The 13,050-nt window shown below is 44.4% G+C and carries 9 protein-coding genes; 3 read left to right on the forward strand and 6 right to left on the reverse strand.

Annotated features, from left to right (window positions below):
* Positions 1-125: 125 nt before the first annotated feature.
* Together BLV66_RS12460 and BLV66_RS12465 are read right to left on the reverse strand one after the other, a co-directional pair.
* Positions 126-1,511 (reverse strand): PTS transporter subunit EIIC, encoded by a 1,386-nt coding sequence (locus BLV66_RS12460; protein ID WP_086986438.1) that lies wholly within the window; start codon positions 1,509-1,511, stop codon positions 126-128.
* Positions 1,508-2,875, reverse strand: a complete 1,368-nt coding sequence (locus tag BLV66_RS12465) for a glycoside hydrolase family 32 protein (RefSeq protein WP_256327910.1) — start codon at positions 2,873-2,875, stop codon at positions 1,508-1,510. The genes BLV66_RS12460 and BLV66_RS12465 overlap by 4 nt, the downstream gene beginning before the upstream one ends.
* Positions 2,876-3,024: 149 nt before the next feature.
* Between BLV66_RS12465 and BLV66_RS12470 the strand changes: the two genes are divergently transcribed.
* The 3 genes from BLV66_RS12470 (at position 3,025) to BLV66_RS12480 (ending at position 6,799) form a co-directional block, all read left to right on the forward strand.
* Positions 3,025-3,885: an AraC family transcriptional regulator gene (locus tag BLV66_RS12470; protein ID WP_086986437.1), complete on the forward strand. Its 861-nt coding sequence runs from the start codon at positions 3,025-3,027 to the stop codon at positions 3,883-3,885.
* Positions 3,882-6,074 (forward strand): alpha-galactosidase, encoded by a 2,193-nt coding sequence (locus BLV66_RS12475; protein WP_093114569.1) that lies wholly within the window; start codon positions 3,882-3,884, stop codon positions 6,072-6,074. The genes BLV66_RS12470 and BLV66_RS12475 overlap by 4 nt, the downstream gene beginning before the upstream one ends.
* A 122-nt stretch (positions 6,075-6,196) precedes the next feature.
* A complete protein-coding gene (locus BLV66_RS12480) occupies positions 6,197-6,799 on the forward strand; it encodes a class I SAM-dependent methyltransferase (protein ID WP_086986435.1) in 603 nt (200 codons plus the stop codon).
* Between the two features lie 197 nt (positions 6,800-6,996).
* Here the strand turns inward: BLV66_RS12480 and BLV66_RS12485 are convergent, their stop codons facing one another.
* The 4 genes from BLV66_RS12485 to BLV66_RS12500 form a co-directional block, all read right to left on the reverse strand.
* Positions 6,997-7,917: an ROK family protein gene (locus BLV66_RS12485; protein ID WP_086986434.1), complete on the reverse strand. Its 921-nt coding sequence runs from the start codon at positions 7,915-7,917 to the stop codon at positions 6,997-6,999.
* Positions 7,918-8,010: 93 nt separating this feature from the next.
* Entirely contained in the window at positions 8,011-9,414 is a 1,404-nt protein-coding gene (locus tag BLV66_RS12490) for an MFS transporter (protein WP_086986433.1), read from the reverse strand.
* A 27-nt stretch (positions 9,415-9,441) separates the two neighbouring features.
* Positions 9,442-11,463, reverse strand: a complete 2,022-nt coding sequence (locus BLV66_RS12495) for a beta-galactosidase (RefSeq protein ID WP_086986432.1) — start codon at positions 11,461-11,463, stop codon at positions 9,442-9,444.
* Positions 11,464-11,489: 26 nt separating this feature from the next.
* Positions 11,490-12,935 (reverse strand): family 43 glycosylhydrolase, encoded by a 1,446-nt coding sequence (locus tag BLV66_RS12500; protein WP_086986431.1) that lies wholly within the window; start codon positions 12,933-12,935, stop codon positions 11,490-11,492.
* Positions 12,936-13,050: the final 115 nt, after the last annotated feature.

Here is a 13,050-nt window from a genome sequence, read left to right on the forward strand (position 1 = left end):
AAGCTATTCCCCAAAAATAAAATTGACTTGCAAACAAAATAATTCCCGCCTCAAATTGCACACGCATAAAGCGTACAATCAGAAGCAGGAATTATTTTCACTCGTCAGCCATCAATAAGCTGTTTTTAGAACGTGTCATCTTTCTTGTAGCCAAAAAACCAGGTTAATGCAAATGAGACACTGAACGCTACAAGGTTGACAAGTATATAGAATGGCAGTTGTTCATTTAAGTATAACAATGTCCCAGGGATTCCCGTCAATGCCATTCCGGTTGCGCGCAAATTCAATAGTGAAGCCAGGAATCCACCCACACCACCGCCTATCATCGACATCACAAACGGTCTTACCAGTCGCAAGGTCACTCCGAAAACAGCCGGCTCAGTAATACCTAACGCTGCCGAAAAAGCTGATGGATAAGCAATTTGCTTGATTTTTGGTGACGTCGTCTTGATCGCAACAGCCAAGACCGCACCAGCCTGTGCTATGTTCCCGCAAGTTCCGATAGGATTGAGCATGTTCCAGCCAGTTTGACTCAACATACTGATTTCCAGGAAATTCAGAATATGATGGATACCGAAAATACCAAGCAGTTGCCCAAAGCTTCCGTATATCAATCCGCCAATTCCAAACGGCAGTGTCAATAAGGATTCCACTACATGCAATACACCCAATTCAACTTCATGGAATATCGGTCCAATGAAGAACAGAGCAACAATCAGTCCAAGAAGCAACGTCAAAAATGGAGTAAGGATCAAGTCCAAAGAATCCGGAATTTTCCGTTTCAATGCACGTTCAATTTTTGAACCGATGATGCCCGTGACAAAAGCTGGCAATACGGATCCCTGATAGCCGACAACTTTAATGAAACCGAAAAACACCAGAGGCTCAGCTGCTTGTTGTCCTACCGCATAAGCATTCGGCAATACAGAGCTGACTAACATCAATCCAAGAACGATTCCCAATATGGGCGTTCCACCGAAAATTCTGAACGTCGACCAGGCCACCAAAGCAGGCAGAAAAGCGAAGGCTGTATCCGTCAAAATTTGTGTGAACAAGAGAAATTGCTGCGGAATATCGCTTGGGGTTAAGCCAATAAGTCCCAGGATTGCTTCCTGTGTAACTAATCCTCTGAGACCCATAAACAAGCCTGTCGCTACCAGTACAGGGATGATCGGGACAAAGACATCGCCAAAAATCCGAATAGCGCCTTGAAGAGTCATTTTTTGATCTTCTTGCGAATCAGTAGACGCCTGACTTCCAGTGTTTTCCACCATAGGCGCAAATTCATCGTAAACCTTATTCACAAGTCCAGTCCCTAGGATGATCTGGTATTGCCCTGAATTATAGAAACTACCTTTGACTTTTTCGAGGGACTCAATCCCTTCTACATTTATTGCCTCTTTATCGTTTGTTATGATGCGAAGTCTCGTTGCACAATGCGCAACCGATTTCACATTTTTTCTTCCCCCAACAAGTGCCAATATTTTTTCTGCAAGTTCTTTGTTATTCATTCGACTTCCTCCTTATACGAATAATAATCCACTGAGCCATTTTCTTGTAGACCCCTATATAAAATTTCGCGCTGCTCTTCTTCACAAAAGTAACGCATGGAGAATACTTTTTCACCTTTATTCATAAAAATTTCCATAGCTGACGAATCGTTGAATATTTGAATTTCAAATAGTTGCGGAATATGCAACTCCTTTAGTTCACGTTGGCCTGAAACCCAATTTATCCGACTTATAACCAATTTTGATCTGCCATCAAAGTGGATGACAGTATTTCCATTATTCATGGATATTTCTAATGGTGTCGTTTGATTGACGAGTTGTACATGCAATTCATAAGCACTGCTTTCGGAAAGAATAAAAGCATTGGCTTTGGTTAACGTATTTTCCTGCTTCCTCAGCATTTTCAACTCTTCCAACGGCCGTTGATAAAGACGATCGTTTTCCCAAAATAATTCTCTTGGGATCGTAAGACAATGCAAGTAATTGAAAGCAGCTGTTGGACAATCCTTTTCTTCTGCATCATTCATACGGGACATCCATCCAACCAGAATTCTTCTGTTTTTTTCATCAACGAAAGACTGCGGAGCGTAAAAATCAAAGCCTTCATCAATCAAAATAATATCGCTTTCTGGACGAAAACGCTTGTTATTTTTCTCAAAAGCTCCAACAATATAGCCTGCATAGCTGGAAATATTCTCGTCCCCGTTTACTATCGAAGTTCTTTTCTGGGGACAAACCACCAGAATTTCAGCAGCGTCCAATTGGAAGTAATCCGGACATTCGCACATCTGATCCAGCGTTTGCGCTGAATAGAAAACCCCTTCATATTTCCATTCTGATAAATCAGTTGAACTGAATAAATTGATGGCACCTACTTGATTATTTGTTTGCGCCCCAACAATCATCCACCAATTTCCGTTCGACTGCCACACTTTTGGGTCTCTGTGATGCTCTGTAAAACCATCAGGAGTCTCAATTACCTTTTCGCTCTTGATGAATGTACAGCCATTCGAGGAATAAGCCATTCTTTGATAGGTTTTACGCGTTCCGCTGTTCTTAGTGTTGCCAGTATAGAAAACATACAGCTTATTGTCATGTTCAATGGCGCTTCCGGAATAGACGCCATCGCTGTCTTCCTTGCTGTCGGGTAGCAGTGCTGAACCCAGATGATCCCAATTGTTCAAGTCCGATGAAGTAAATGCTCCCCATTCCTTGTAGCCATGATCCAAACCAAACCGATTCCATTGATGGAAAAAATAATATCTGCCCTGAAATTGAATAAGCCCATTCGGATCGTTCAAGAGTCCTCGATCAGGTTCCAGATGAAAAAAATTCCGATATGGATTTTCCTTAATGATAATCACTCCTCAAATCAAATTAACAAATCGAATTAATGCGCTTTCATCCGCTCTTGTTAGATACATAATACCAGAGCTTGTCTCAAATAGAATATGGAAAAAATACAGAGGTATATGGAAATTTCTAATATCAAGATAGCCATTGAGAGGGATGCATGTATAATGAAACCATGGATAAAAATAATAGAGAGTACACTGATAAGTTCACAGATTTTTCAAAAAAGAGCATCTCGGATTTCATTCTTTACAACAGTGGGATTGAATATTGTGAAGCTGGTTACAGCTACGGGCCAAAGCGCAGAGATTATCACTTTATTCATTTTGTTAAGGAGGGCAACGGCTCACTGGAAATTAATGATAAAAAGTTTGAGGTTCATGAGAATCAACTCTTTATTGTCCCTGCAGGCGAAATTTCTACTTATACTGCCTCAGTGGATTCACCGTGGAAATATTCCTGGATCGGTTTTCTGGGTATCCAATCGCATAATTATGTCCAAATGCTTATGCAGTCAAGCGAAGAACATTTTGTTCTGGACTGTGCGGATGCAGAATTGTATGAAACCAAAATAATGAAGATTATCGACATGTCCAACGATGACAGCACGGCTTCTTTCTTAAAGATCAACGGGGTTATGTATGACATCATCGGAACACTGCTTGAAGAGTGCATCAAACATTCGAACACAACCTACTCCTCATCGGTTTCATCGAAAGCGGTGAGATATATGGATTTGCATTACCATGACGATATACACATCTCAGATATCGCTGACTTTGCTGGCATTCATCCCAGCTATTTAGCGGGAATCTTCAAGTCCGAAATGGGAATAAGTCCAAAAAAATATTTAACAAATCTAAAAATCAACAAAGCAAAAGAGTTACTGATAGCTACGGATGATCCGATCAATATCATCGGAAGCTCCGTAGGTTTCAGCGATGCCCTTTCATTCTCAAAGTTTTTCAGAAAAGAAACCAGCCTATCACCATCTCAATATCGAAAGGATTACAAAAAATGAACAAACAGATGATTGTATACGATGATCAAAGGCAAGTCTTCCATCTTAGGAACGACAACATAAGCTATGTCTTTGAAATCGTTGAGGATACTTATTTGGCGCATCGCCACTGGGGAAAACGGATTGAATCCTATTCTTTTTCGAATAAACCGACATTAAAAAAACGGACATTTGCAGCCATGAATATTCCCGAGCGTCCTGAATTCTCCCTTGAGTATGTGCCTCAGGAAGTCAGCTTCCCCAACCAAGGAGATTATCGTGAACCTTCCGTGCAGATAAGAATGCGCAATGGATATACCGTCAGCCGTTTTTCCTATGAGAAATTTGAAATTTCTGATGAGGCACCTACATTCACCGCCTTCCCTCATGCAAGGGACATGCCCGAATCAGCTTCTCAGACACTGATTGTTCATTTGGTCGATGCTATTTCAAACATCCGATTGTTGCTGTTTTATACGATTTTTGAAGACGCAGACGTAATCATACGTTCAAGCAAAATCATCAACGAGAGCAGTACCAGTGTGATGATTGAAAAGCTGTACAGCGCCTCAATTGATATGCGTTACGAGGGTCAGTTGAGTACCACTTTTTATGGAACACACCAAAAAGAATATCAATTGAACCGTCAGTCCATCAGCCATGGGAAGTTTTCAGTCGGCAGCAACCGCGGCGCAAGTGGCCCTCAATACCCGCCCTATTTCTCGATTTCTAAGGATGCCACAGAATTTTCCGGTGACGTACACGCAATGACATTGATCTATAGCGGCAACCATCTAAGCAATCTTGAAAGGGATCAGTATAATCATTTGCGTTTGCAGATTGGTTTGAACCCAGATACATTTACCTGGCAACTTGATCCGGGCGAATCCTTTCAGAGCCCTCAAGCTGTGCTGAGTTATAGCGACAACGGCTACAATGGAAATTCCAATGTGTTCCATCGGTTTTTCAATAAGCATTTGATTCCCCAAAACTGGGTCAACAAATCGCGTCCAATTCTGGTGAACAGCTGGGAAATGAGTTACTTCAACGTTTCCGAAAATATAATGAAAGACCTTATCGATTCTGCAAAGGAAATGGGCTTTGAGGCTGTTGTACTCGATGACGGGTGGTTCGGTGCGCGGAACAGCAGCCAGACTTCTCTTGGCGACTGGCAAGTAGATGAAAATAAATTCCCGAACGGCATCAAGCCCCTCGTTGATTATGCAAGGGAGCAGGGCCTGCAATTCGGTATTTGGTTTGAACCGGAAATGATCTCTCCTAACAGCAATCTGATGCAGAACCATCCAGATTGGGTCATGCGCACTGCGGAATACGAACCCATTCTTGGAAGGAGTCAATACATTCTGGACCTAACCAAGGAAGAAGTCCAGACGTTCATTATCGACCTCCTCACTCGAAGCATCACAGACTTCGGTGTCAGCTATATCAAATGGGACATGAACCGCCATATAACGGAACCAGCTGCGAACTTGATGAACAAATCTCAGGCGAACGAGTACTCGCATCGTTACATGATGGGACTTTACAGCATACTCGATACGATCACGACGCTTTTCCCTGAAGTACTTTTTGAGAATTGCTCAAGCGGCGGTGGGAGATTGGATCCGGGGATGTTGTGCTTCATGCCCCAAACATGGGCCAGCGATAACACCGATGGGTTGGACAGACAAAGGATTCAATACGGCGCTTCCTATCTTTTTTCACCTTATTCTTTGACTGGTCATGTTTCATCCATACCAAATCATCAAACGGGACGCATGACAGATTTTGAGACGAGAAAGCACCTCGCTTCCTCCACGAATATGGGATATGAGATGGATATCATGCAGCTTAGCGACCACGAAAAATCTGTCATCAAAACCCATGTTGAACAGTATAAGGAGGATAGGGATTTCTTGCTGGCAAGCGAATTTTATCGATTGGAATCCCCCTTTGACACCAACCGCTGCACCTGGATGTTCACTGATCAAGCGAGAAAAAAAATCATTGTTTATGTCTTCCGCAATACTTATGATTTATCAGAGTTATCTTTACTGATTAAGATTCCCTATATTGACTTGAAAGCAAGCTACGTTGAAATCAACAGCCAGAAGCAATATTCCGGCTCAGAACTTTCTAATTGCGGTATTGCATTGGAGAACCAAAGCGGAGATTACGTAGCTGTTAGATTAGATTTTGAAAAGTGTTAAACTTAATAAAATGACATCTATCATAGCCACCAAAAAAAGATAATTGTATAATGAGTGCGTAAACTTTTGCTCTACTCGTTTTTTCGCTATATGGACAGCTGTCAAAAGAGGGGAATCGCAAAATGAAGACGTTCGAGGAAAAGTCCAGAAAATATTATAACCGCATCGCTGACAACTATGACCATTCGTTTGACAGCCTGGTCACCAATAAATTCAAAAATTTCTTGCTGGAGGATATCGTCATCCATCCAAATGATGCTGTCCTGGATATTGCTTGCGGTAATGGTACCCTTCTGAAGATGCTTTCTGAAAGATGGAAGATCCGAGGTTATGGTCTCGATATAGCTGATAAAATGATCAGGAACGCAAAAATAAAATGCCCAAATATGACCTTCGAAGTGAGTTCCTGTGATCATTCATCGTTGCCTAGTCAATCTATTGACATAATCATCGTCTGCGCAGCTTACCATCATTTTCCGGACGTGAAAGCCTTCGCCCAGGAAGCGAACCGCCTTTTGAAGACTTCAGGCAGACTCTACATCGCGGATATGTATTTTCCTTTCATCCGTTTCCTGACAAACCCGCTGCTCCGTCATTGGAAAGCGGGGGATGTGAAATGTTACTCACCGAAAGAAATCAGCGCAAATTTCGAAGCAGTTGGTTTTGAACAGATTGGCTTCAAAAAAAGAGGATTCATGCAAATCGTGAAAATGCGGAAGCGATAAATAATAAAAAAGTCCAATACAAAACCGTAGTGCTCAGAGCTTACGGTTTTGTATTGGACTTTTCCATTTGAGGATGATTTCAGATGGCGTGATAAAATTTGAATTTATTCGGGTGAATCTGCCAACTCTATAGTTTCAATCCATCTGGATCTACGCAAAGTTGAATCAAAATACACAACTCTTACAGAGAATATTCTTTACCTGTTCAAGACCATCTCTTCATCCGCATTCAGCAAAAGCTGATACAAGGCCCCCAACAAGTTCGCATCATTCAGGAAGCGGCAGCTGTCGATTTCAACTTCCGTCAATGTGTTCTCCAAGAAAGGCAGACCTGCGCGGATGGCGCGGTATTGTTTGCGGATTTCTTCGGTAACGATCGGTTGAGCGCTGATCCCACCGCCGATGACGATCTTCTCGAGGTCAAGGATGGCTTGGACGTTGCAAATCATGTAGGCGATTTCCCTGGCGAAGGCTTCGAAAATCTGATAGACGCTCGGGTCCTTTTGGTTGATTGCTTCGAAAGCAGCTGCGCCGTCCTTTGTGTCCTCGGTCCCCAGTTCCAGGTTCACCTTCTTGACCAGCCCGACAGCCGAACCGGTCTTGCCGTACATATCATCAAACGATGGCTTGCCGGATTGCTTCATCATGAAACTCAATTCACCTGCTTGGAAATTTTTACCTTGGTAGAGCTTCCCATCAAGGATCAGCCCGCCGCCGATGCCGGTCCCGAGCACGAGTGCCAGGCCGTTCTCGATGCCAGTAAGGTTGCCGAGCCACAGCTCCGACAAAGCTGCAGCTTTGCCATCATTGATGACAGAAACCGGTACATCAAATTTCGGTTGGAATTCTTGGATGAAGGAAATCCCATCCAGGAATGGCAAGGCTCCGCCGAAGGAAATCAGGCCCGTTTCCGTATCGACTTTCCCCGGACAGCTGAAGGCGATCCCGCGAATTTCATCTTTCACCATTTCGATTTCATTTTCCAATGTGGCGATGAATGCACCGTATTCATGCGGTGTCCCCACCTGCTTCTTGGACTGGATCTGCCCTGAATGGTCAATCAAGGCCAATTTGATGTTCGTGCCGCCGATATCGATGCTTAAATAGTTTTTCTTCATGTCAGTCCCGCCTTCGTTTATTTATTGAATGCATCCGCTCTTCAATACAAAAAATCAGGGCTCGGCGAGTAGTCCGCCTCACCCTGAACACGATTATTGTTTCAATTTTCGTTCATCTAAGTCTTTGATAATATTATCATATTCTTTGTCCAATTTATACATGTAGATGAAAATTAACGAAACCGCTGTCAGTGCCAGCGGAACATAAATGTAGACAGCATTGACTGCACTGATTGCACTGCTTGTTTGCACTGCCGCTTCTCCGTCGTATCCGCCGGCTGAGATGATCCAACCCAAGACGGCACCACCCAAACCGGAACCTACTTTGCTGCCGAATGAAGAAGCTGAGTTTGCCAAACCGGCTGTTCGGATGCCGGTTTTCCATTCACCGTATTCGATTGTATCAGAAAGCATTCCCCACAGACAAGAAGCTGCAAATCCTCCGCCGATACCCTTGATAATATTTCCGGCCAAAATCATGGAATAAGTCGTACCTGCCATGATCATCACGATGTAACCCAATGTTGTCACCAACATACCGACCAAAATTACGTTTCGTTTACCCATCCGTTTGATGAAAGGAGCAGTGAAGAACATTGTCGAAATCTGCGCAATCGTCGTCGCATTTCCTAGAGGAACAACAAAGGAAGGATCATTCAAAACTGTTTTAGCATAATAGACCGCACTTCCGCCATTAACCGTCAGGGACAAGTACAGCAGGAAAATGACCGCAGCCATCATCAGCCAATATTTGTTCTTGAGCAATGCTTTGAACTCTTCTTTGACACTAGTCTTATTTTCTTCTGTGCGTTCCACTTCGATTACACGTTCATGCGTGAACATGAAAGTGAACAACAGGATTGCAACCGTCATGAGTCCAAATACAGCAAACGTCAAAGTCCAAGCACGTGGATCGCCACCGAAGTAATCGACGAATTTCAGCGTGAAAGTGTTGATGAACAAAGTTCCTGCAGTCGCCAAAAGCATCCGGAAAGTTCCAAGCAAGGCGCGTTCATACTGATTCTGGGTCATCATCGCATTCATCGTTGCATAAGGGACATTGATTGCCGTAAAGATGATTGTAGTAACTAAATTATAGCTCAAAAAAACATAAACGATTTTGAACATATCACTTGCGTTCGCCGGCACAGAGAACAGCAGGATGGCGGAGAGCGCGTAAGGAATCGCCATGCGCATGACCCAAACCCTGGCTTTCCCGAACTTCGAAGATGTCCGGTCTACTATGATGCCCATGACGATGTCGCTAAATCCGTCGAAAATCCTGGAAATCAGCATAATGCTCCCTACGGCAGCCGCATTGACATGCACAACGTCCGTATAATAATACACCAGGAAAATGGAAATCGCCGAATAGACGATATTGCTTGCAAAATCCCCTGACCCGTACGCAAACCGCTCCAAAAATGACAGCGATGCTTTCGGATCCGAATTGTATTTTACACCTAATTGATTCTTTACTTCAGTTTGTGTTGCCATATTTTTAATACCCCTTCCACTGCTCTATTATTGTTGTTCATTTTCCAGAATCACAAGATCCCACGGCTTGATGATAAGGCTTTCATTCTTAGCAATATTTCTTTTCTCTCTTAACGACATTCCTTCAGTTGGGGAAGCGACCGCCAGTTCTTTCTCGGAATAATTAAAGAGATACGTCAGTTCATTTCCAAATTGATTGGTGCCTTTTTTGACGATGATCGGAAATGCATATTCACTCATTTGATAAGCAAACAGTTCTTCGAAAATTTTCCTGATTACCTGGCTGAAACTCTGGTCGTCCATCATGCAGCCAACATAGACAGCTTTGCCTTTTCCGTACTCGTTTGCAGTGATTGCGACATCCCGGTCTCCTGGCGCATGGTCGTAGCTTGCCAACACAGTTGCTTCATCTGGTTCCAACATTTCCATGAATCCTTGCACTTCTGCATCCTTTTCGAATGAAAAGAATTCGCTTGTCAAACGAGTCTTGCTTGGAATCGCGAATTGGTTGTACTGCATGCCAAAGGTTTCCTGCAGCCCTTTCGGCGTGCCTTCATACGAAATCTTCAAGTGTTCATTCGCGACTGCCGTTTTGAAAGTGGACAGTAGATTCCCGCCCTTCTCGACAAAGGCTGCCAATTCCCGATAGGTTTCATCTGATGCGCTGTACAGAGCCGGAACAACCAAAATCTCATAGTCCGTCCAACCCACCATATCTGGCGTCACGATATCGCACTCGATGTTCAGATTGTATAGTTGGGTGTAATACGCCAAAACGATATCATTGTAGCTGATGCTCGATTGGAAAGCCGCATTCAGGTCCACAGGGAACCATTTCAACGCTGTCAAAGCTTCATTGCTGACCACAAGTGCCACTTTATTGTGCTTCTTCAGATTGACCAGTTTCGGCGACAAGTCTTTCCATTCGCTGCCGATCGTCACCGCCTCCCGGTAGGTAGCATTTTCCTTGAAGTCATGGCTCAACAGCCCTCTCCAATAAGACTCGCAGGCATTATGGATCGAATGCCAGTGCCAATACATCACCATGTTTGCTCCCGATGCAAGATGGCTATAAGCTTGCAACAGCAACTGGGTACGGAATGGCGTCCATTGCGGAAAACCTTGTGCTTCCGTTTCCAACACCAAATAATTGTCCTTTTTCAGGCTGCGCGTGCTGTCCCCACAGAAGGCGATTTCCTTGCCTGTCAGCAGATCCTGCGTCGGATGGTAGATGTCGCAGCCTGCGATTGTGATGGCTTGGCTAGCTTTGTAGTGATTCACTTCCGGCTGGACCCCATAGGAGTACCCTCGCCACTCGAAGTCAAAGTTCTGTGTTAGGAACTGGTCCTCCCGTCTGTACTCATTGACGATGTCCGCTTGCCATTGCAGAAATTCATCGACCAGAAGCCGTTGGTATTCTTCAAATGCTGCGCCTAGACTACCATTGATTGTGCCGTTCACGTCAGGGAAGTTCTCCCAGGAATCGATCCGGTTACTCCAATAATCCAACCCATAGGCGGCGTTCAGCTTGTCCAAATCGCCGTCGAATAACCTTTTCAGATGCTCTACGAATGCTATTTGGACATTTTTCCCGGAAGTCCCGTAGGCTTTCGTTTCATTGTCCAGTTGGAAGCCGATAACATTCGCTCTATTGGCGGTCCGCTCGATCAGTTTGCGGATGACCCGTTCCGAATGGTAAAGATAAGTCTTGTTCGTGATGTCCATTATTTGGCGTTGGCCGTAGATGGCCCGTCCGCTGCCTTTTCGAGTCACCATCACCTCCGCATCCATATCGACAAGCCAGCTCGGGACTGCATAAGTAGGCGTGCCGATGATCACTTTGATGCCAGCCTTCTCCATTTCATCTATAACCAGATCCACAGAAGAGAAGTCGAATTCTCCTGGGCTCTTTTCATAAGTGGACCAAGTGGATTCCGCAATCCTGACGACATTGATGCCCGCCTTCTTCATCATCTCGATGTCTTCCTTCAAACGATCATAAGGCAGATATTCATAGTAGTAAGCTACTCCGTACAAAATTTCTTCCATGTGTCCTCCTCCAAAAAAATGATTGATTACCCTAACGCAAAAGCCTTGAAATCGATGGTTCCCATACCTTCATAGCGGAAGAACAATGGCTTTTCACCCACGACACTGTCGGATACATTCGCTTCAAATGTTTGCCATTCCGGTGAAGGGCTTACATGAATTTTCGCGATCGGTGCTTTTTCCAATTCCGTATAAACACCCAACAGACCTTTTCCGGGCCCGCGCGTCGTGACTGAAAGAGAGTCCAAATCATCGAAATGGAAATACTTGAATCCGGCGACCGATCCGTCCTTCAGGTTGTGTATGTACTGGCTTGGATTATTTTGGCTATCATCCTTTTCCTGCGTGAAGCAAGGATGCTCTTCTTTTTCCGATACTTCCGTGCTCTTCAATGCGCCGCTGCCGCTGTACAGTTGGCAAGCGATCGCAGCCGGATAGCTGCCGGTTCCTCTAAGCGGTCCTTGATTCAAACCGCAACTGGTCATTTCGGCCATTTCAAATCGGCCGTCTGCCGTCATCAGTAATTTTTCGGCCACCCCTTGTCGCGAAAACTCGGTGTAATTCGTTTGACGATGCCCGAAAATGTAGTATTCACCATTGATGCAGGCCACAGAACCGTGATTGTTTCCCCAATAGTTCACTTCCTCTGTGTTCCCTTGGAAACCGATATCCCCGTTGGAATGAAGGCTTCCGCCGTAGATAAAACCCTTGTCAGGATAATCACTGATCGCGTATGCCAATTCATGGCTTAACTCCGAGGAATAGATGAAGTAGTACTTGCCGTGGAACTTGCGGATCGAACTTGCCTCATAGAAAGCGTGCCCTTCGAAATCCGTGCCTTCGCTGTCCCAGGTATTCGGGATCAGCTGGACCGGGGCCGTTTTGACCGTCAGCATATCCGCTTCCAGTTCGGTCACATAGTTTCCGCATTCACCGAGTGTTTGACCGAAGTGCTCCGCGAACATCTCCCGGAACGCTTCGTTAGGACCGAATCCCGTATACAGCCAAACCCGGTTATCTTCATCAACCAAAACACCTGGATCGAACTGGAAAGCATCCGTGGATTTTTCGCCCAACAAGGTCCCTTCAGGATGATGGACTGCACCGTAATATTCAAAAGGCCCTTCAGGTTGGTCCGCTACCGCTACGGAAATCTGATTGATAAAATCCATCCCGTAATACATATAGAATCTACCGTCCTGCCCTTGGACGACATCAGGCGCGAACATATTGAATTTTCCTTCCGGATTCAAAGGATCCTGGTCCTTTTTGTAGATGACCCCTTCAAACCACCAGTCGCTAAGATCGTCCACCGGAGCGGAGTAGCCGACATAATCATTGACGCAATAAAAATCACCGTTGAACCGGTCATGGCTCCCGTACACATACACCCGGTCCCCGAAGACTTTTGGCTCCCCGTCCGGGATGTATTCATCATTCGGCAAATAAGGATTAAAGACTTGTTTTTTCATTCGCAACACATCCTTTTTCTTTATACCCGTATAATAAAGCGTTTCCAGCTAACCGTATATAAATTATCTATGCTCATTGGTAATTTTCTATTATAATTGTCGCAAGAGGTGAATT

The sequence above is a fragment of the Trichococcus collinsii genome (genome assembly GCF_900107505.1).
Taxonomy (GTDB): domain Bacteria; phylum Bacillota; class Bacilli; order Lactobacillales; family Aerococcaceae; genus Trichococcus; species Trichococcus collinsii.

What these genes read in the sequence shown, in the direction of transcription:
- BLV66_RS12460 (WP_086986438.1), bottom strand. Translation starts at nt 1,511, where the DNA reads ATGAATAACAAAGAACTTGCAGAAAAAATATTGGCACTTGTTGGGGGA.
- BLV66_RS12470 (WP_086986437.1), top strand. Translation starts at nt 3,025, where the DNA reads ATGTATAATGAAACCATGGATAAAAATAATAGAGAGTACACTGATAAG.
- BLV66_RS12475 (WP_093114569.1), top strand. Translation starts at nt 3,882, where the DNA reads ATGAACAAACAGATGATTGTATACGATGATCAAAGGCAAGTCTTCCAT.
- BLV66_RS12480 (WP_086986435.1), top strand. Translation starts at nt 6,197, where the DNA reads ATGAAGACGTTCGAGGAAAAGTCCAGAAAATATTATAACCGCATCGCT.
- BLV66_RS12485 (WP_086986434.1), bottom strand. Translation starts at nt 7,917, where the DNA reads ATGAAGAAAAACTATTTAAGCATCGATATCGGCGGCACGAACATCAAA.
- BLV66_RS12490 (WP_086986433.1), bottom strand. Translation starts at nt 9,414, where the DNA reads ATGGCAACACAAACTGAAGTAAAGAATCAATTAGGTGTAAAATACAAT.
- BLV66_RS12495 (WP_086986432.1), bottom strand. Translation starts at nt 11,463, where the DNA reads ATGGAAGAAATTTTGTACGGAGTAGCTTACTACTATGAATATCTGCCT.
- BLV66_RS12500 (WP_086986431.1), bottom strand. Translation starts at nt 12,935, where the DNA reads ATGAAAAAACAAGTCTTTAATCCTTATTTGCCGAATGATGAATACATC.